Below are 21,015 nucleotides of genomic sequence, written 5' to 3' on the forward strand. Positions count from 1 at the left end.
TTGTTGCTATCACACAACGGATATCCAATTTGATTTATCATCTTACAGGAACGAAAACCACAGGCAGGAGCTGGCATGAAAATCAATCTCAAACGTAATATCGCCTTAATTTTTGGTCTGGTTATGATCCTTGCTGGATGCAGTAGCCAACAACAGGTTTCCTCTGAATCACCGGCCATGGAAGACAGTGCACCGGCGGCTAAACTCTCTCAGAATCTTGGTACTAAATGGGGGGAGAATGTTAACTCAAACGTGGTTAGCGTTGAAGCTACCCGTTTACGTAATACACCAGAGAGCCTGGTTGAAATTTATTATACTGCTTCAAAAGTCACTGGCCAAAATCGAACCGATCTGACTTTAGTACCATCGGTAAAAATGAATATTCAGGATGACAGCGGTCGTAATATGGCAATCAAACAGCGGAGTAACGGCGAATACGCCCTGAGTGCCAAAGAAGGGGAACGCTACCAGCTCTCTTTCCGTAACCGCAGTAATAGGGGTTTGAGGGCCAATGGGGCGAAAACCTACGCTAAGCGTCTATATATTCGTTAACCTGTTGATTCAACGGCCTTAGCTCACCCTTCATCACCTTTTCAGACAAGGTGAATGAGTAATGCCCTAACATATTGATATGGCCATGCATCAATGGCGATAATCTGGATATATCGTCTTCATTAATTTCACCAGGCTGACTATCGGTATTAATATGTCCAAGGGCTTCCTGCATATACAGCGTATTCCATAAAACAGCAGCATTTGTTACCAGCCCCAATGATCCCAGTTGATCCTCTTGCCCTTCGCGATAGCGTTTTCTGATTTCGCCACGTTGACCATGACAAATGGCGCGAGCCACACTGTGTCTCCCTTCCCCCCGGTTTAGTTGCGTTAGTATTCGACGACGATAATCTTCATCATCAATATAATTCAGCAGGTAAAGCGTTTTATTTATTCGCCCCGCTTCAATGATGGCCTGTGCCAGACTGGACGGGCGCGTACTCTTCAATAAACTGCGGATTAGCTCCGATGCTTGTACAGTTCCCAATTTAAGAGAACCCGCAATCCGCATCATATCGTCCCAGTTCGCCTCAATCAGTGCCAGATTAATGCAACCACGGGCCAGGTCATCGAGAGGGCCGTAATCCGCATTTTTATCCACACGCCAGAAAACAGCCTCTCCGGCATCCGCCAGACGCGGGGAAAACTGGTATCCCAAAAGCCAGAACAGACCGAATATCAAATCGCTGGCACCTGCTGTGTCAGTCATAATTTCTTGTGGATTCAACCCCGTTTGCTGTTCAAGTAACCCCTCCAGAACAAAGATTGAGTCTCTCAACGTACCCGGTACAACAATGCCGTGAAAACCAGAAAACTGATCGGAGATAAAGTTGTACCAGGTAATTCCACGATTGGAGCCAAAGTACTTTCTATTGGGGCCGGCGTTAATCGTTTTAACTGGCGTAACAAAACGCATACCATCAGCAGAAGCGACTTCTCCTCCACCCCATCGCTGAGCCAGACTGAGCGTAGCCTGGTAATCAACCAGGCGAGCATTAGCTTTGATAAGCGTTTCGGCCCGAAAATAATTTTGTTTCACCCAGCTAAGACGATGCCGGGTTAATGATGGAATATTGTGCTTAATTAATGGTTCAAAGCCAATGTTGCAGGCTTCTGCCAGTAATACAGCACAAATGCTGATATGCAGATCTTTCGCTCGCGCATTCGACTCGCTGACATGGGTAAATTCTTCGGCAAATCCTGTATGGGCATTGATTTCCAGTAATAGCTCCGTCAGATCCACCAAAGGTAAAAGACGCCTGACTTGCCTGTTGAGAGCTATCAGACTTGGTGATTCATCCAGTTTCTCAAGGCTGCTGATAGTCAACGTAGGATATTTTCCTCCGTGTTCTATATGGACTGACGCATTATCATCAAAACCATCAGCTACTGTTTTCCAGGCAAAATCTAACTGCTGAGCAAGCTTTTCTGTTGCCTGCCGAGCATTGACTGGGTGACCTAATGCTCGACAGACAGGGATGCGTTGAGCTTGCCATTCTGTCCCTTGTAATAGCTTTGACCGTGGGTCTCCCCAACGATCGCTATTCTCAAGATAAATATCCCGCCGCCTTAATGCATCCTGAAACCGCTCCAGCAGGCATAGTGAATAGCCAGGCCGTCTTACTCGGCCTTCTTCGTCAAAAACCAGACGCTTCCAGGCACCAGTAATAATATTTTTCGGGGCATCGTCAAGGATGTGCTTTTTTGAAGTGCCTAGCGACGATAAATAGTTAAAAGCTGCCAGAGTATGTTCTCCCGCCGGGGCGGCCAGAAAAGTTAATTCCCTGAGCACTCTGGGCAGAAAACGGCGAACTCGTCCATATTGTTCAATCATTTCATCGTGGAAATTATTGTCTGCCGGTCGGGCCAACTCGTTGACCATTTTTACCGACTCAGCCAGTCTTTCTTTGGGAATACAGGAAAAAATCGATTTTCGGAGGTGCGCATCATCAGTTACCTCATCCAGCAAGAGTGCGCAGGCTTTTGCCAGTATCAACGAAGAGCGGTCCAAGTCCTTCAGCGTCCTCAACCGCTTCTTTTGCCCTGCTTTTTTAGCCTCTCCGGCAATATTAGTGATTAGCATATCCAAAACATCGATGGCTTCATCCAGCGCAATGACCTCTAATGATTTAACAAAGGCAATAAGTATCGCTGTACGTTTCTTCATGGGTATACGAGCTATCTTTTTTACCGAGGTAACATTGGCATAGCGGGCAAGACTTTTTAGCTGAGCCGGTGGAAGGCCTGTAAAATCGAGTTGCTGAAAACCCAGTTGGTGCAATTTATTATAACGATCAAGTGCATCATTAAACGCAGGACTACTGATTGTCACCGGGCCTTTTTTCAGTTGCTCGAACATGGATACTCTCTGGCCTTCGCTAAAGCTCAGTAATTCATCCAGTTGTTGTTTCTGTTCATCATTAGGCAATGCCAGTAATCTTTGCCAAAGACGGTGAGCTGCTCGTTCACGGATTTCGGTGATCACTCTGGAGAGTGTTGTGGCTCCTGGTAATAAAATTTTATGCTGTACCAGCCATGCGGTGGCGAAATCGAACATCAGGCTGGGGCGTTCGTTGCTAATCCAAGCTCGGGTATACAGCAACCGGTTCAATCTGAAGGTCCACGGAAACTCCCCGAAATCATGATAGTAATAATATTTTTTGATTTGAGCGTAATGCTCCCAGCGGGTTGGTTCGCGTTTTGCGTATTCAGCCAGAATGTCAGTCCGACTGATTGAAAGTTGCGTGGCAACAAAGGTTTGTACATTTTGCGGAATCAGAGTCAAATCAGACAGGAACGCGCCTAAAAATCGGACTGATGTTAGTTGAAGGGCTATGCCAAGACGGTTTTGGTCCCCGCGCCTTTGTGCGATGAATGTCAGGTCATTTTCGTCCAGAATAAAATAACGGGCCAGTTGTACCTCGTTCGGCTCTGCCGCATAACATCCATAATTTTGCTTCTGCTCTTCAGTCAAAAAATCGATAGGCATCCAGCACTCCTTGCGTAACTATGACTTAGGTCTATTTTTAACTATCTCAAATGTTATAAGTTTTGAGACCACTCAAAACGACTTCAAACATGAGTATCAAAAATCGCGATTTATACTTTATGATACTACGCAGTATCAATATCGATTTGTGAGACCAATATGGCATTACTGGGATATGCAAGAGTATCAACCAGCCATCAGAAACTGACGGTACAGATTATGGAGCTGAAATCTGTAGGTGTCAGAGATGACCGGATTTTTACTGATATGATGTCAGGAGCCACGGATGAGCGTGAAGGGTTACAACGGCTACTTGCCCGTGCAGAAAAGGATGACATCATTATTTGTACCAAAATGGATCGGCTTGGTCGCAATACCGCAGACATGATCCACATTGTTGATGCTTGCTATAAAAAGGGAATAGCCATTCGTTTTCTGGAGAACGGACTAAGTACAGAAGGAACTATGGGGAAAATGGTGATTCAAATTTTGGCAGCTGTTGCAGAAGCAGAACGAGAACGTCTTCTGGAACGCACTAATGATGGCAGAATTTTCGCTATGGCATCCGGTGTCAAATTTGGACGGAAACCGCACTCGAAAGCAGCACTTGTCAGGCAATTAATCAATCAGAAGCAATCAGAAAAAATAATCCTAGAAAAGACTGGGGTTTCTCGGGCTACTTATTTTCGGTTAAAAAAATCGGAAAATAATCAAAAATCATCAGAAAGATAATATTAACCATGATTTAAAACAAACTATTCTAAGCAGAGATCAGGTCATACAATAACAAATTATGATAGGGAATTAAAAATATGGAAGAAATAAATCTACTCAAAGAAATTCGTGAGCTAAAAAGTCAACTATCCTACGCTAAAAATATTGGTTTTTTTATGGGGGCCGGTACCTCCTGTGCTTTGGGCTTACCAAATATATCTCAATTAACTGAACAAGTCGAAAGTGCGTTAACAGGACCATTATTGTATTATTTTCATATAATTAAAACTGACTTATCAAGACCTGATGAAATAATTAGCATTGAAGATATTCTTAATCAGATAAGACGGATTCGCGAAATTACTGAAGAAAGGTCTGATAGAGAATTTCTCGGGGTTTCTGGTATAAATGCACGTGAACTGGATGTTGAAATTTGCAAAAATATTTATAATCTAATCACGGAGAAAGAAGTTAGTGCGAATCTGACTGCCCCAAAGAAATTTTTTGCGTGGTTAAACATGCAAAACAGAGATTTTTCAAAAGAGATTTTTACTACAAATTATGATCTGGTAATAGAAAAATCTCTTGAAGCTATTCGCGCTCCGTATTTTGATGGATTTGTTGGTTCTTATGAACCATTTTTTTGGCAAGAAAGTGTTGAAACACTTGTTCGTAGAAATGATCTAACTCAGAACTGGATTAGACTATGGAAGATACATGGTTCTCTTAGTTGGTTTTGGAAAAAAAGAGAGAATCTGAAGTCGCATAAAGTTATACGTCTTGGGAAAATAGATAAAATTGAAGAAGAGAAAAATGAGATAGTTATTTACCCATCAAAAGAAAAATATGATCTATCTCGTAGGCAACCTTTTCTAGTTTACTTCGATCGCCTTAAAAACTATTTATTGAGCAGTGAGCTATTATTCATTTTTACCGGATACTCATTTTTAGATCAGCATATTAATGAAATTATTTTTAATTGCTTGAGGCAAAACAACAGGCTTAGTGTTGTAGTGTTTTTTTATGCAGACAGTGACGTTAAAAAACTACATTCACTCTCAGCAGGATATCTAAATCTATCTGTATTCGGACCAACAACTGCGATTATAAACGGAACATTAGGAAAATGGTCCTTTGGCCAATCCGAGCTAAAAAACAAAGAAAAATGTGATAGTTTTTGGAATGCCGAAGATGAAAAATTCTTGCTTGGTGATTTTAATTATTTGGTTGAGTTCTTAGTTGGTAATTCTGGTCGTAGTAGTGAAATTGAGGTATCTATAAATGAAGACTGATTCTACATATTTAGGAAAGGTTATTCGTGTGGATTCCAGTACTGTAGAGGTGGAAGTTTCATCAGAAATACCTTCCGCTGCACCAATAATCAATGGTCGACTGTATAAAATTGGCCAGATTGGCACATTTGTAAAAATGCCAATGGGAAATATTACTATCTACGCTATCGTTGCTGCGGTAAGTGACAGACCATTCACAGATAGTAGTGATGATGAGTATAGAGTAAGCTCAAAATTTCTTTCAGTACAACTGATTGGCGAAAAAATCGGTGACAGTGAGTTTGAAAAAGGAGTGGGCACTTATCCTACAATAGGTGATGAAGTACACCTTGTAATTGAATACGACTTATTTGAAATTTATGGTGAAAAGGATGCAGGTTCCATTGAAATTGGAAAACATTCTTCATCTGAAAACTTAGGTGTTTATGTAGATACTCATAACTTAATTTTACGCCACTGTGGAATTTTAGGCTCAACAGGTAGCGGAAAATCCAATACTACTGTCAGTATTTTGAAATCTATTTTACATGGTTATGTTGGTTCAAGAATTATATTGGTAGACCCGCACGGTGAATATGCATCTGCATTTCCTGATGCCAAAGTGCTTAGAATTAATGAGGCAGGGTCTCCATTAGTAATACCTTTTTGGCTTATGACATTTGAGGAGCTTGCATATTTTTTAGTGGGGGCAGATCATCGTGATGAACAAAAAATAGAATATCGATTACTGAGGGACCTTGTAACTGAGCTAAAGAAGGAAAATATAAATTTAAAGGCTGGTATTGTTAATGGAGATCTTGTTACAGCAGATTCACCAATCCCTTTTAGTGCAAGGCGGTTGTGGCATGAGATGAATTGGTATCTTAATGCATCATTTTCTTCTACAACGAAAGATGAACAAACTAAGAAAACTGCTCAAGAAAAGAATTCTGGAGACGCAGAAACATTGACACCTGCGACATTTGAGCCTTATTCAATGGGTACTGCTGCTCCTTATAAGTCCAAGCATACAGAGTATTTTGCTTATGAGAAAAAATTACTTTCTCGTCTTAGAGATACGAGATATGACTTTCTCTTCAATCCCGGAGATTATAAAACGGCAGATTCTGAAAAAGATTTGCATGATTTACTAGCTGACTGGATAGGATGTGAGCAGAGATTAACAATACTAGATCTTAGCGGTGTCCCATTTGAGGTTCTAGACATAACCATAGGCTTGATTACGCGGTTTGTTTACGACAGCATGTTCTGGGGACGTAAAGAGTCATATACCGGTAAGCAAAGACCACTGCTCTTGGCATTCGAGGAAGCTCATACGTATCTAGGGAAAAATGATAAGAGTAATTATTCAAAAGCCGCAGTTGAAAAAATATTTAAAGAGGGTAGAAAATTTGGCGTAGGAGCACTAGTCATTTCTCAACGCCCCTCGGAGTTGTCAGAGACTATAATTTCCCAAATTGGTACGTTGATAGCTCTTAGGCTTACCAATTCAAGCGATCAATCTATAGTAAAATCATCAGCACCCGATAATTTAAATAGTCTTATGGACCTTCTTTCGTCTTTGCGTATAGGTGAGGCAGTTATTTCAGGTGAGGCTATAAAAATTCCCTCAAGAGTTCGATTGAAATTGAATCACCCAAGACCTACAAGTGAAGATCCAAAGTTAATTGAATGTTGGACAAAAACATTTTCTCTCGATGCTGATAATTATAAAATTGTTGTAACTAAAATACGTGAACAGAAAATATAACCAATGGAGTGTAAAAATGGAACGAAGAAGTATTTCATCAAACATGATTCGGAGTATCGGGTACGACGAATCTATTTCTACATTAGAGATTGAATTTAATAGTGGTGCAGTATGGAATTACTATGATTTTCCGCTTGCAAGTTGGTATGAATTTGATGGGGCAGAATCACACGGTAAATTTTTTCATAGCTCCATAAAGAATAATTATCGAGAGTCTCAAGTGGGATAACCTATGAATGAACTGCCACCGAAACATAATAGAGATCGGAGGCAGTCACTATTGGTATCTCATACGATAAGGCAACCCATTGTTTATTTGATGGTCTATCGCTTAGCGTAGGTTTTCGCCCCATTGGCCCTCAAACCCCATTTACGTATGGATCCCAATGACATCATTATGCTTACCGACGGTAAAAAGTATTTCCCGGGTTTTCATATGAATAAAAAATACTGGATAACTATTCGTCTGGATGGCTCTGTGCCAGTAGAAGAGATTTTTATGCGAATAGATAATAGTTTTGAACTTGCGGTAAAGTAACGTGGGCTACACAAGATAGGTACTAACAGTGAGAGATATTATTACTCACATTATATTCATAGAGTTAACCTATATTGGATGTAAATAATATATTTTATAATTACAGTAATACAACGTTGTCTTGATTTTATTATCAATCATATTTAATTAGGATTGTAGAGACGCTGATATTTATTAAGAATATAAAGAAAATGTAATTATTAATGTAAGTAAAGTTAAAGAAAGTAAGACAACACATTGCATACATAATGTTATTTGGTTTAAAATTAATCAATGTTTTCAATTAGATATTTGAATGATGTGATTATGTGAGACGTGATCATTCAAGACGGTCATTAGGGAATGAGCTCTGCCTATTAAAACGACTATTCATCCAGCCTCTTTGTCAAAATAAAATTAATAGCCTACATTTTTTAAAATAGTATAAATCGTTATTTAAAGGGGTAGCTATGAGTATAAAACCACCGGTATGTGATGCTAGAAATATTTATGATATTACAATGAATTTGTACACTTACCCTTCGATTATTATTGCACATCGTCTTGGTATATTTGAGTTTATTGCACTTCGTCCTAGAAACATCGAAGATATCTGCGCAGAGTTACACTTAGAAAAGCGACCGGTAGAGGCTATTATGGCTACGTTGTATGCCTCTAACTTAGTCTATTTTGAAGCAGGCTTTTTTAATCTTACTGCAGAAACGCAGGAGTATCTCTTAAAGGAAAGCCCTAATTATTTTGGCTATTTTTGGGACATGATGTATGACAATAGCGAAACTTTCTCATTGAAAAATCTGGAATCTGCTATCAAGAAAAACAAATCGCAGGTTTATGAAGAAGAAGATTTGTTTAACACGCATACTTACGATGTTGAAAAAGTACGTAAATTCACACAATCGATGCACAGTGTCAGTATGAGTTCTGCCAGCTTTTGGCCCTCTCAAATTCCTCTCTCTCAACATCACAAAGCTCTGGATATTGGTGGAGGCTCAGGTGCCCATTCAATTGGTATGGTTGCAAGTTGGCCGAACCTAAACAGTACCGTTTTTGATCTGCCGAAGTCTGTTCTCTGGCGGCTGATTATATTCAGCAATATGGATTAGGCGATCGAATAAAAACTTGCGGTGGTAATATGTGGGAAGATGACTTCCCCAGTGCAGACCTGCATCTCTACTCAAATGTCCTTCATGACTGGCCGACTGAAAAAAATCTTTTCCTTGCAAAGAAAAGTTACGATTCACTACCGAAAGGGGGGCGAATTATTATTCATGAGATACTGTACAATGACGTTGGACCAGGCCCACTTGCAGCAGCTGCTTCCAGTTTAGTGATGCTAGGCTGGACAGAAGGGCAACAATATTCCGGAAAAGAATTTAGTTTTCTATTGACTCAGGCTGGATTCCAGGAAGTTACAGTTATTCCATCCTTTGGTTATCACAGTATTGTCACGGCAATAAAAAACTAATGATTATATTGATTACCATATGAATAAATTGAATATAGCACGCCTCTGGCGTGCTATATCGATTGAATATTTTTTAATCCCCTGACTACGGAAGAACTTTATTTTTGCCCGATACACGTCATCATACCTGGTGACAAAGCCACCATGTTTCCCCGAATTAATCGATTTTCGGCATCAGTTAAAGTTTGATCATCCAGATCGCTCATTTCTAATAAACGATCGTGCATTGCTTGCCAGGTAAGGCTCCAAAACTCAGCCATTGGTGAATCTTTACTGATTGGTGGCAGATAGACTTCATTGGTTATATTTCTAAAACCAAGAGATTGAAATTCTGAGTTTAATTGATTAGACCAGTTTTTATCGGTGCCGATAGAATTAATAAGAACCTGCCACATAGTAGACATAACTTTTCGGTAAAGCGGATCGTCCACCGCTTCTGGCGATATATCAATAATATCAGAGACAATTAACCATCCTCCAGGTTTTAGCCATTTTGATATTTTTTTGAGTAAATTATGCCTGTCTCTTAAATGCATTAGTACAAAACGAATATTAATAAGGTCAAATTCTCCAGAATAATCATCATCATTCAAATCGTGTTGAACAATTTTTAATTTTTCTGAAACTGACAACTTTGATTCTAATAAATGAACAAAACGATCGAGTGCTGTAACTTCCTTTACGTTTGGTTGTTTTGATAACCACTCGGCCATACTGCCACTACCTGAGCCAATGTCCAGACAACGTGTATTCGGTTGGGTAATAAGTGAAGATATTTGACGTTGGCTAATAAAATCATAGGTTTTTGAAACAAGCTCCAGACGATACATTTCATCGACCATCTCCTGACAGAATATCTTATCTCCATAATTTTCATTTAGCTTCGTGTTCATATTAATGCCTCTCATACCGATTTTTATAAAAAGATCTCATGTTGCTCCCACACTTATAGTCCGGTTTAAAAATTTATGGTGTCTCTAATGCCATACCTAAACCTAGTTTTGATGAAAACTAATAGTGTCATTCACTGCTAAAGATCTTCAGCCTATGTCATTGTTGAAAATTTTATCTATTCCGAGCTAAAAATAAGGGGTATTAGATTAAATGACTTTAAGAATATAATTCATAACGCCTTAATTCTCCGTTAATAATAATTTTTAAACAATCAGATTTATATTAAAGAACATTAAAAAAGTAATATTATTTAACACTTCATACAATGAATTAGCTACATTTCTTAATGTTCAATAGCACATAAATAATCATTAGCAATAATTTTTTCTTTATCAAAATTTAATTTTATTCACTATGAATTGTAAATTCAAATTTACAAAAATTTAGAAAACAAAATGAAAAGACTCGTATCTCAAAAAAACAAACTAGGATAGAAAGTGATTCTTACAAGTGCTTACAAAATGATCTTAATTTGATTTTTGACATTTTATAATTTGGAATTAATTTTTAATAATATGCTAACTCATCGCATTTAGACGTATGCATTGTTTTTTTGAAATTATAATTCATATATTTAAAGTAATTAATCCCTGATTAAACAATAGAATTTCCTTGTAATTAAAGGAGGTATAAATATGAGAATTTCCAACGAAGAAATGATGGCCCCAACGGACCTACCTTTTGACAAAGTACCACCTTATCGGGTGAAAGTGGTGGAGTACACCACGCCAACCACTCGTTCTCAAAGAAGAGAATTGATAAAAAAACATAACTGGTCAGCGCCTAATCTTCCTGCCGAATATGTCTATGTCAATATGTGTACTGATTCCGGCACCAGTGCTATGAGTGACCGGCAGTGGGGGGCTATGTGGTTGGGAGATGAGTCCTATTTCAATTCCAAAAGCTGGGATCCGCTTCAGGATGTATTGCAAAAATTTACTGGAATGGCGTATGTGATGCCTTGTCATCAGGGCCGGTCAGGCGAAGCCATTATTTATGAAACTTTTGTAAAGGAAGGCGATTTGGTTCCATCCAATTGCCATTTTACGACAACCAGAGCGCACTGTTATTACCAGCAAGCTGAACCTGTCGATATTACCTGTCCTGAATATTACGACGAAAATGATCCTTCTTGGTTTAAAGGGAATATTGATACGGAAAAATTAAAGAAACTATTTATAGAACAGGGCGATCGGATTGGTTTGGTTGAACTGGTTGTTCCAAACAATTTATGTGCCGGACAGCCGGTCTCAATGGCTAATATTCGCGAAGTCCGTCAAATCATCGATAAATACCACAAAAGAGAGGTGATCTTCTGTTTAGATGTCGCAAGAATTTCCGAAAATGCCTGGATAATCAAAACCCATGAACCAGGATATCAGGATAAAAGCTGTCTGGAGATTGTGAATGAAATGCTCTCCTATGCTGACGGATGCCATATGAGCGCTAAAAAAGGTGGACTGGTCAATATGGGCGGTTTTATTGCCCTCAGAAATAAGCATTATTGGCAAAAAATGCATCCAAAAGTAATCCGCACCGATGGGTATATTACTTACGGTGGCCTGGCGGGTCGTGATTTAGAATCACTGGCGGTTGGTCTGATGGAGGGGGTTAATGACTACTATCTACAGGATCGGCAAAGGCAGGTTGATTATTTTGCCAATGCCTGTCGCAAAAGAGGGATACATATTATAGAACCAGCCAGCTGTTTTGCGGTTTATATTGACGCTGGAAAATGTGTTCCCCATTTAGATCACACTCAGGGGCCAGCTACTTGCCTGTCCGCACAAGCTTATATTGAAGGGGGATTTGCCTCCACTGCTATGGATTCTTTACAGCGGGGTCGCATTGATGTGAATAATCCACTGGATACCAGTAAGCGTATAAAAGCCCCTTATGAACTGATCCGCTGTGCAATTCCTCGCCGAACTTATTATGAACCCCATTATGACTGGGCTGCGGAATGTCTTTTAAGAGCAATGGAGTGGGGGAACAAACTGCCTGCATTTAAACCAATTATTGATGATCGGCCACCATTGGAATTGAGTGAAATAGGCTTGCATACATTTTTTGATGACTATGAGCCTGTTACACCGCTTCCTTAATTAGCTAAGACAAAATTAGCTGCAAAATATCGCTAATCTCTTAAAAAAGTTCTCGTTTCTACATTGAGAGGATTCCGTATGAGGTGGATTTATAAAAAGGTAAAATTAGCTGCAAAAGTAGAAAGGGAAAAAATCTTTATGGGAGCTGAAGATTTCATACTTTTACCTAATGAAAATATCAAGGGACAAGACGTTAAGTCATTGCTTAAAGATAATCAGTATAAAGGTAAAAATGTCACACGGAAGTTGATAGAGTATTTCCATGCACCCGTTGATTGTCATATAGAAAATATGGCAAATGGAGAGTTATATAAAGAGCTTATAAAAATAGTTTATCCAATGTTAATTATTACTAAGGAAGAAACGGATAGTTTATTAAATGATATCTTTAACAAGAGAGGATATACATTTTTTAATAATGAGAAATCAGGCCTGGCAATAATCAGAAATGAAATAATCCCTATTGTTGTGGAGTTTTTTCACATTCGAATTTTTGGTAAGCCATGTACAAAAAATGCATTAGATCTTTTAAGTAACAATGTCATTTTATTTAAAGAAAGCATATCTTTTATATCGTTTCCAGATATGAAGATAAGACAAGCGGTTTTAGACTATATACTTTCACAATGTAGTTCAGAAATCCTTGCTGAATTAAGATCAAAAGTATCGATTGAAATTAGTGATGAAACTATTGCCAAGTTAATTATGGGCGTTTTTTTCATACCGGAGTCATACAAATCTCAGAGTTTGTTGCTCATACAATAGTGGCCTTGTCACAGAATATAGACATTCAGGCAAGATTAAAAAATAACTTAGCTGACAATCAACTCCTGCAAAGGATACTTGATGAATCGCTAAGAATATATCCCTTATTTGGAATTACAAACAGGATAGCAGATCAAGATTATCAAATGCGTAATGGGCAAGTTATACCTGAGGGGATGAACATCGTTTTTGATTTTGTTGCCTGCCATGCAGAAGGGATCATTAATCCAAACGTTTTCGATCCGGATAGATGGATACAACCTAAACAACCTGATAACTGTTATATGCCTTTTGGCGCAGGTCCAAGAATGTGTCCCGCAAAAAAGTTTGCTTATAATATTACGGCTACTTTAGTCACTGATATGATAAAGAACTATTGGTTTATCAGTTCAATTGAACACGATCGACCATTAACCGGTGGTGGATTAGTCTATTTCTTCTCAGATAATCAAGGTATCAAACAACGTATAAAGCGTAGGTTAATGTTACCTATGATTTCATTTAAAGAGGCATTAGTTCAACGATGTTATTCCAGAAAAGTGATAAAAAATTGTGAGATAGTAAACAAAACCGATTTTTTAACTAAGTTAGTCAAGACTGAAGCTCAGGATATGCCCAGCCTATAGTCGGATATTTGAGTATACAAAACATGCCTACTAATAAAGTTACACCGTAGGACAGATTCATCACGTGTAGAGGTACTGAATTCGACCCAGAGTAATCATAAAAAGCTGGGATGAAGGTATAGCCCGTCAGTCTCATTGATGCACGGGCGTACCACACATTGAAGTAGCAATGAAATGCATCGACAACTCGTCAAACACTGAGCTCTGGCAACGCTCCGCAACAATATCAAAGTAATTGCTTGCAAATGCAAATAATGATACAACTAATTTAATCGATATTTGCAATGTCTATTCGGGGGACTTATGGTTACCTCAACACTTCCAAGTGACCAGCGCGTTATCCTTCAGGCCATTGATTGGGCTAGCGTTCAGCCGATTTGGCTATGTACCGTATTAAAAACCTGGGGCTCTTCACCGCGTTCTCCGGGAGCATTGATGGTCGTCAATGCTGCGGGAAACTGGTATGGGTCTCTGTCCGGTGGTTGTGTAGAACAAAGTTTTCTTCGCCAGATCAAAGCCGGGCAGTGGCGTCAGTCCAGTCAGATTGTGACCTATGGTGATGGTGGACTTGAACCTGATACCCGACTGCCTTGTGGCGGGAAACTGGATGTGTTAGTTGAGTTTCTGCACCCAGGTGACGATACATTAAGTTATTTAAACAGAATGCTTGCCGCCGTAGATGGCCGTCAACCATTGCAAAAGCAGCTTATATTGCCTGATGCCTGTCATGATCTGAATGAAGTCAGCCGGGGAAGCGCTCCGGTAGTCGATATATCAACAGGGCTGGTAACCATCTGGCATGGTGCGGCCCCACGATTGATTGTGGCTGGCTGGTCCAGCGTAGCTGAGTACTGTGTTTCCTTTGCTTATACTCTGGGATTTGAAGTCATCGTCTGTGAACCACGTGCGGAGTTTCTGACACAATTACTTCCATTAGCTAATTCGCCGATTTATGTAGTAGAGCAATTTCCTGCGGTGTATCTGGAGACTGAAAGTTGCCATCCTCAAACTGCGATAGTGGCACTAACGCATGATCCGCGCATGGATGATTTAACTATTATGGAAGCGGTGAATACACCGGCTTTTTATATTGGTGTGATGGGTTCAGCTAAAAACAGCGAAAATCGGCTAAAGAGACTGGCACAAACGGGAGGATTGACAGAAGCAGAATTAGAACGAGTTCATGCTCCCGTAGGCCTTGATATTGGCAGTAAAACACCCTCAGAAATTGCACTATCAGTAATGGCGGATATAGTGAAACATAAAAATCTGGGCGCTACTTTTCAGGAAAATCCCGATCGATAATCACGCCAGGATGAGCGTTGAGCATAAGCAGAGAAGGAGCAATCACGCTTTTGGCTCCGTTTTCATCGCATAGCCGACATAACGCCTCTCGCCATTGGCGAGAGAATCCTACCGGATGACCGGGTTGATTCTGCCAACTAAGTCTGACCTGCGTATGCTGTTGCAGGGCTTGTGCAATGCGATGATAATCACTAACAGTGATTTCCGGCATATCAGCGGGTTGTATTAACCAGCTATCCCAGTCATATGTTGCTTTCACGCCTGCTGCAATACTTTCTCCCATACTGTTACTGTTTAGCACGGTTACTGTAAGATTATAATCAGCCGCCAGTTGTATGATGGCGATATTGTCCGGGCGGGTAACGATATGTATCGGTAGCTGGCTGGCGATCGCTGTTTCCAGCACTACACAGAAAAGTGGGCGGCCCTGATGGCTGTAAATAGGAGCCATTAGTTTCTCTCCTTGTCCGCCAGCCGCCCGATAACGTTCACCTTTGCCTGCGGCGATGAGTAATATTCCTGGCATTTAACGCTCTAAGGTAGCCGGGAAGGGGATTTCAGAATATGTTTTGCCTGTGGCAACCTGCAATGCGCTGGCAATAGCAGGTGCAACGACGGCAGTTGAAACCTCCCCACAGCCTTGTGGATCGCGTTCACTATCCAGGATAACCACTTCAATTTCTGGCTGCTCTGACAGGTGAAGCACACCATAATTATTGTAGTTGCTTTCCACTACGCTCCCATGTTCGAAGTGAAGCTGACTATGTAAGGCTCCACTCAGTGCAAAACCAATCCCGCCTTCGATATTTGCCTTAATGAGACCAGGATTGATCACTTTACCGCACTCCACACCACATACCATTCGTATAACCCGCCATTCGCTGCCTTTAACTTCGATTTCAGCAACCAACGCAACATAACTGATAAAAGCCTCATCCCGGGCTACCCAGATATTGACGGCCATTCCCTGATAATGATTATCAGCCAAAGGATTACCCCAGCCCGCGGCATCCGCCGTTGCTTTTAATACCCGCTGCATCTCTGGTTCATTTTTTAACAGCCGCATCCGATATTCGAGCTGGTCTTTATTGGCTTTTATTGCCAGTTCACTGATGAAACTTTCCAGAAAAAATATGCTGGCAACGCTACCTACGCCCCGAAGAAAACTCAGGGAGATATTTTGTTCAACCGTTACAGACTCTACTTTAAGAGCAGGGAGGTCATATCGGGTGTTGTACACACATTCAACAATAGTTTCATCCCAGCCACCGTTTTTTGTTACACGAGAACGGTGCAATTGCCAGAATAATCCCTGACCCGCATATCTGGCCCATAAGGCTGAAGGATAACCTTCATCATCCAGCAATGCCTGATAATGACTGGTGTTTCCCGGTCGATAATAGGCATGTTGAATATCAACCTCGCGAGGATAAATCACTTTGACCGGTTTACCGGTAGCCTTCGATGCCAGGCAGGCAGGCATGGCCGGATCGGGAATATATTTTCGTCCGTAGCTACCACCAAGAAGAGTGTTATGAATAGTGACATTTTCAGCGGGAACCCCGGCAAATTTTGATATCAGCATTTGGGTTAAATCCTGTCCCTGAAAAGGTCCCCAGGCGGTGACTCTGTCTTTTTCTACATAACATGTGCCATTACAGGGTTCCATCGTAGCATGGGTAATGTAGGGAGCTTTGTACCGTGCTTCATGAAATTGAGAGCTATTTCGTGCCTTACTAATGAGCCCTTGAGCGTCACCAATATTTGTTGCAGTGATTAATTCATCACTTTCCAGCGCAGCCTGATTATCACGATCAATAGTTTCACTGGAAAAATTATCCTTATCGCTGAATATCCACTCCACATCCAGCCGGTCAGCCGCTTTTTTCGCCTGCCAGTAAGTTTTTGCTACCACAATAATCGTATTCGGAGCCATATCCGGATCCAGTTGCGCCATATTTAGCGTCGACCAGTGACGAGTGCGAACCAGAGCAATGACACCAGGCAATGAAAGAATCTGTTGTTCGTTACGAATGGCTCCCAGCTTGCCATTAAGGGAGGGGCCCATCCACGGCACACCAATATGCATGTCCGGTACTTGTACATCGATACCAAATTCCGCACTACCATCAACCTTTTCTCCAGCGTCGATGCGGGGCAGGTTACGACCAATGAGACTGCCTTTTTCTTGTTCGGGTGTTTTTAGTGGAGGATTCTCTTCCAGAGGAATATCTTGTGACCAGTATATGAGGTCGGAGTAGGCGATTTTTTACCCCGACGATCGTCAATAACAAAGCTATTATCAGTGCGTAGCTGTTTAGCATCAACATTCCATTCGCGTGCTGCGGCAGCGATAAAGAAGCATCTGGCCTGGGCGCCGGCAACGCGCATCCTTTGATAAAAATTTGTCATCGAAGTTGACGCAGCCACAAACTGCGACCTTGCTTCACCACCTGATTCCTGACGATAGGCATCACGGCCGATAACGAATTTGACTTTAACTTTATCCCAATCGGCATCCATCTCACTGGCCAATACGGTAGCTAATCCGGTATAGATACCCTGACCAACTTCACATTGCGATACGCCTATAACGATCTGGTTATCGGCCCCAATCCACAGCCAATCATTCATTGACCAATTATCAGGCGGAAGCTCAAGGGAATTATAAATTAATGCCGCTTTGGCTCCGGGCATCAGAGGAATAACCAGTGAGACGATTGCTGCACTTTGTAAAAAACGACGACGTGACAGTGTCATGATTATTCTCCTTGTTCCCGATACAGCCGATGAATGGCCAGGCGAATGCGGTGATAGGTTGCACAACGACAGATATTGGTGATCTCTTTATACACTTGAGGTTCAGGGGCAAAGGCTTACGTGCCATGACAGCAGAAACGGCCATAATCATGCCGGACTGACAATATCCGCACTGTGGAACTTCTTCTTTTATCCAGGCTTTCTGAACAGGGTGTGAACGATCAGGGCTAAGCCCTTCAATCGTAGTAACGCTTCGTCCTTCAACCAATAACAATGGATAGCAGCAAGAGCGTACAGCTTCACCATCTACGTGTACGGTGCAGGCTCCACAAGCACCAACCCCGCAGCCAAATTTTGTCCCTGTCAGCTGCTGATCTTCGCGCAGAACCCATAACAAAGGAGTGTCAGGTTCGCCATCAAACGTAACAGGTTTTCCATTTAGTATGAATTTCATTTTGAGGCTCCTTTACGACGAAAACGGCGGATAAACAGAGTAATTAATAAGGCAAATACAGCAACAGCAACGCCATAGAACACCGGTAACAATCTGACAATCAGCGGTTTTTCGCCTCCAGCTCTCAGAGTTGTAACATCGCTGGTACTCACCTGGCTGGAGGGGTTACCAAAACGCTGAGTGACATAATTGGTGAGTACGGCAACTTGCTGGTCAGTTAATACTTCTCCAAATGCGGGCATATTAACGCTGCCTTTCGTGCCTTCCCTCTGAACGCCATCAAGAATGACTTTCACCAGATTATTAGGAAGTGAGCTTCCCGTAGTTGTATTAGCAGTCAGTGAAGGAAAAGTATTGTTATAAGCTCCTTCACCATCACTGCGATGACAGGCAGCACAGGCTTGTTGATAAAGCTGTTCACCTTCATGAGAGGTGCCTTCCGCAGTACGAGATTGCTGGGTATGTTGCCATGCAGGAATTTGCTCGGCAGTGTTGCGTATAGCAGGTATCTGACGCAGATAAACGATCATGGCGTTGATATCTGTATCAGAAAGGTAACTCAGACTGTGGTCAATCGCTTCACCCATACCACCTGCAGCGGAGTTCTTACCGGGTAAATTGCCGGTTTTCAAATAATGAAACAGCTCCGAATCACTCCATCCACCAATACCGCTGATCGGATCGGCAGTAATATTCGGTGCGTGCCAACCCCCAATGTCTCCACCGGAAAAGCGCTGCCCCATATCTTCACCCATCATAATATTACGTGGACTATGACAAGCGGAGCAGTGACCAAGCACTTCAGTGAGGTAGTAACCCCGCTCTATCTGAGGGGTATTTTGTGAAATTACTGACTCGGGAAGATTGGCATTCAGAGGATTCCAGATAGCCATTAGCCCTCTAACTGACCAGGGAAAATTCAGTGATGTTTCAGGTGATAAATTATCCGAGGCTGGGACACTTTGCTGAAACCAGGTATAAAGGGCATGAATATCAGCATCTGTAATCCCTTTGTATGTGCTGTAAGGCATTGCAGGATAAAGGTGCGTTCCATCAGCACGAATTCCTTCTGTCACTGCTCGTTTAAACTGTTCTTCGGAATAACTACCAATTCCGTACTTTTCGGAAGGAGTAATATTAGTCGCCACAATATTACCCATTGGTGTTGATATAACCAGACCACCGCTGTAGTCAGCTGAACCGGGAGCGACTCCCCGGTGGCAGGCATTACAATCCGCAGCCTGCGCCAGATAAGCGCCTCTGGCAAGCAATGCATGATCATCAGGGGAGGTACTTGATTGAGAAGATAAGGGGATCAGTCCTAAAGCACCGATCAATAAAACTCGCGTCAAATTGTATTTTTTTGTGCTCATTATGTTCACCGAAAGTGCTTTTAATATGCAATTAATCTAAGGGATCATTCTGCGACAATATCTCAGTGGCCTGTGTTTTTATGGCATCCAGTACCTGCTGAAATAGTGCGTACTGCTCTGGCGTAATGTTAACCAGCATTTTTTTACGCACTTCCTGAGCGGCTTCATCCAGTTGATACAGCATTTCATTGCCTTGCTTAGTGATATGCAGAACTTTTGCCCGCTTATCATTTTGGTCTTCAACTCTTTCTATATATTTTTTGTGATTCAGCCATGAAATGGCCCGCGAACATGTTGATATCTCCATTGCCAGAAAATCGGCAATCTGAGTCAGATTACAACCATTACCCAGCTCATCCATCGCGCTAAGAACCAGCCACTGTGGTTTGTTTATTTGAATGGGAAATAGCGATTTTTCCATCGCCAGTTGCCACTGACGATTTGTAATATCGAGATAAATACCAAGTGGGTAAGGGCGAGGAGAAGTTGGTTTCATATATTGTCCATATTACTTGCATTTGCAAACAATATGGCACTTTTATAACCAATCTGCAAGTTGTTAAACCGATTTATTGTTTATGAAACTTTTGTGTTAAACACCGCATAACTTCTTGCTTGATAAGCAACAGTGTGAGAATGGAGTAAAAAACAAATAGGGAAGATACATATTAAACTTGAGTTAATACGTATTACGTGAAGGTTAAGAGTACAAATATTTAGATATCTATTAACGTCCTACACCAGAATGGTTCATTCCTACAGACTCCTTAATCCCTCTAACTATATAAACTACGTTTTTGCATAACTATTATGTCAACTTATGGATGATATTGCGGTTATCCATATTTAAATAGTTAACTTGAGGATAATTAAATGAAGAAAATCAAATTATTAGTATTGCCTTTAACACTTACCCTTGGCGTTGGTTTTGCTTCGATGGCATCTGCGGCTGGAAACGATTGCAATGCCAAACGAGTAACAATTGAAAACCAAATCACAATTGCTCAGCAACATGGTAATACTCATGAGCTTGCCGGACTTCAAAAGGCGCTGTCGGAATTAAATGCTCATTGTACGAATTCAGGTTTAGTGGAAAAGGCACAGAAGAAAGTGTCTAAACTTGAGAAAAAGATCCGTGAAAAGCAAGCTGATGTTCAAGAGTTACAAGCCGATCTTACCGAAGCCCAGAGCCGTGGAAAAACAGATAAAATCGCTAAATATGAACGCAAGATTGCAGAAAAAAATGCAGATATTAAAGATATCACTAATGAACTTAACCTGGTGCAAGCGGAATTAGCGGCGTTGAAAAGTTAGAAAAGTATCAACATAAAAGGGCACCGATGGTGCCATTTTGTGATTCTTCTTTTAGC

At 41.1% G+C, this 21,015-nt stretch carries 18 protein-coding genes and 2 pseudogenes; 12 read left to right on the forward strand and 8 right to left on the reverse strand.

Going from position 1 to position 21,015, the window contains the following annotated elements; genetic code table 11:
* The first annotated feature begins 75 nt into the window (after window positions 1–75).
* A complete protein-coding gene (locus EKN56_RS08000) occupies window positions 76–552 on the forward strand; it encodes a hypothetical protein (protein WP_130591294.1) in 477 nt (158 codons plus the stop codon).
* On the opposite strand, the gene EKN56_RS08005 is transcribed toward EKN56_RS08000, so the two are convergent.
* Window positions 530–3,544: a Tn3 family transposase gene (locus tag EKN56_RS08005; protein ID WP_130591295.1), complete on the reverse strand. Its 3,015-nt coding sequence runs from the start codon at window positions 3,542–3,544 to the stop codon at window positions 530–532. The two genes, EKN56_RS08000 and EKN56_RS08005, sit on opposite strands and share 23 nt — an antisense overlap.
* A 159-nt stretch (window positions 3,545–3,703) precedes the next feature.
* On the opposite strand from EKN56_RS08005, the gene EKN56_RS08010 reads away from it, so the two are divergent.
* From EKN56_RS08010 to EKN56_RS08035, 6 genes and pseudogenes are all read left to right on the forward strand, one after another.
* Complete coding sequence (locus EKN56_RS08010) at window positions 3,704–4,276, forward strand: recombinase family protein (RefSeq protein ID WP_130591296.1); 573 nt, start codon at window positions 3,704–3,706, stop codon at window positions 4,274–4,276.
* Between the two features lie 80 nt (window positions 4,277–4,356).
* Entirely contained in the window at window positions 4,357–5,550 is a 1,194-nt protein-coding gene (locus EKN56_RS08015; RefSeq protein ID WP_130591297.1) for an SIR2 family protein, read from the forward strand.
* Window positions 5,540–7,300: an ATP-binding protein gene (locus EKN56_RS08020; protein ID WP_130591298.1), complete on the forward strand. Its 1,761-nt coding sequence runs from the start codon at window positions 5,540–5,542 to the stop codon at window positions 7,298–7,300. Before EKN56_RS08015 ends, EKN56_RS08020 begins: the two co-directional genes overlap by 11 nt.
* Window positions 7,301–7,316: 16 nt before the next feature.
* Window positions 7,317–7,529, forward strand: coding sequence for a KTSC domain-containing protein (locus EKN56_RS08025; RefSeq protein WP_130591299.1), 213 nt, complete (start codon window positions 7,317–7,319; stop codon window positions 7,527–7,529).
* 123 nt (window positions 7,530–7,652) lie between these two features.
* Window positions 7,653–7,838 carry an MmcQ/YjbR family DNA-binding protein gene (locus tag EKN56_RS08030; protein WP_142665318.1) on the forward strand — a complete coding sequence of 62 codons (186 nt, stop codon included), beginning with the start codon at window positions 7,653–7,655 and terminating at the stop codon, window positions 7,836–7,838.
* A gap of 758 nt (window positions 7,839–8,596) precedes the next feature.
* A pseudogene (locus EKN56_RS08035) lies at window positions 8,597–9,303 on the forward strand (methyltransferase).
* 98 nt (window positions 9,304–9,401) lie between these two features.
* Here EKN56_RS08035 and EKN56_RS08040 read toward each other — a convergent pair.
* Window positions 9,402–10,196, reverse strand: coding sequence for a class I SAM-dependent methyltransferase (locus EKN56_RS08040; RefSeq protein WP_168189628.1), 795 nt, complete (start codon window positions 10,194–10,196; stop codon window positions 9,402–9,404).
* Between the two features lie 696 nt (window positions 10,197–10,892).
* On the opposite strand from EKN56_RS08040, the gene EKN56_RS08045 reads away from it, so the two are divergent.
* The 4 genes from EKN56_RS08045 to EKN56_RS08060 all read left to right on the forward strand — a co-directional run bounded on the left by EKN56_RS08045 (window position 10,893) and on the right by EKN56_RS08060 (window position 15,058).
* Window positions 10,893–12,362 (forward strand): tryptophanase, encoded by a 1,470-nt coding sequence (locus EKN56_RS08045; protein ID WP_130591301.1) that lies wholly within the window; start codon window positions 10,893–10,895, stop codon window positions 12,360–12,362.
* A 78-nt stretch (window positions 12,363–12,440) separates the two neighbouring features.
* Window positions 12,441–13,127, forward strand: coding sequence for a hypothetical protein (locus tag EKN56_RS08050; RefSeq protein ID WP_130591302.1), 687 nt, complete (start codon window positions 12,441–12,443; stop codon window positions 13,125–13,127).
* 5 nt (window positions 13,128–13,132) lie between these two features.
* The gene (locus EKN56_RS08055) at window positions 13,133–13,753 is read left to right on the forward strand and encodes a cytochrome P450 (RefSeq protein ID WP_168189629.1); all 621 of its coding nucleotides are present in this window, start codon (window positions 13,133–13,135) and stop codon (window positions 13,751–13,753) included.
* A gap of 303 nt (window positions 13,754–14,056) precedes the next feature.
* On the forward strand, window positions 14,057–15,058 hold the full coding sequence (locus tag EKN56_RS08060) for an XdhC family protein (RefSeq protein ID WP_130591304.1): 1,002 nt from the start codon (window positions 14,057–14,059) through the stop codon (window positions 15,056–15,058).
* Here EKN56_RS08060 and EKN56_RS08065 read toward each other — a convergent pair.
* From EKN56_RS08065 to EKN56_RS08085, 6 genes and pseudogenes are all read right to left on the reverse strand, one after another.
* Window positions 15,030–15,584 carry a nucleotidyltransferase family protein gene (locus EKN56_RS08065; RefSeq protein ID WP_130591305.1) on the reverse strand — a complete coding sequence of 185 codons (555 nt, stop codon included), beginning with the start codon at window positions 15,582–15,584 and terminating at the stop codon, window positions 15,030–15,032. The two genes, EKN56_RS08060 and EKN56_RS08065, sit on opposite strands and share 29 nt — an antisense overlap.
* Entirely contained in the window at window positions 15,585–17,147 is a 1,563-nt protein-coding gene (locus EKN56_RS08070; protein ID WP_246020007.1) for a xanthine dehydrogenase family protein molybdopterin-binding subunit, read from the reverse strand. It lies immediately after the preceding gene.
* Between the two features lie 113 nt (window positions 17,148–17,260).
* Window positions 17,261–17,818, reverse strand: coding sequence for a molybdopterin-dependent oxidoreductase (locus EKN56_RS21170; protein ID WP_246020009.1), 558 nt, complete (start codon window positions 17,816–17,818; stop codon window positions 17,261–17,263).
* Between the two features lie 2 nt (window positions 17,819–17,820).
* Window positions 17,821–18,272: pseudogene (locus EKN56_RS08075) on the reverse strand ((2Fe-2S)-binding protein).
* Window positions 18,269–19,645: a c-type cytochrome gene (locus EKN56_RS08080; protein WP_130591306.1), complete on the reverse strand. Its 1,377-nt coding sequence runs from the start codon at window positions 19,643–19,645 to the stop codon at window positions 18,269–18,271. The pseudogene EKN56_RS08075 and the gene EKN56_RS08080 overlap by 4 nt, the downstream one beginning before the upstream one ends.
* 31 nt (window positions 19,646–19,676) lie before the next feature.
* Window positions 19,677–20,141 (reverse strand): MarR family winged helix-turn-helix transcriptional regulator, encoded by a 465-nt coding sequence (locus EKN56_RS08085; RefSeq protein ID WP_130591307.1) that lies wholly within the window; start codon window positions 20,139–20,141, stop codon window positions 19,677–19,679.
* 377 nt (window positions 20,142–20,518) lie between these two features.
* Here EKN56_RS08085 and EKN56_RS08090 point away from each other — a divergent pair, with 377 nt between their 5' ends.
* Window positions 20,519–20,959 (forward strand): DUF1090 domain-containing protein, encoded by a 441-nt coding sequence (locus tag EKN56_RS08090; RefSeq protein ID WP_130591308.1) that lies wholly within the window; start codon window positions 20,519–20,521, stop codon window positions 20,957–20,959.
* Window positions 20,960–21,015: the final 56 nt, after the last annotated feature.

The sequence above is a fragment of the Limnobaculum zhutongyuii genome (assembly GCF_004295645.1).
GTDB classification, from domain to species: Bacteria; Pseudomonadota; Gammaproteobacteria; order Enterobacterales; family Enterobacteriaceae; genus Limnobaculum; species Limnobaculum zhutongyuii.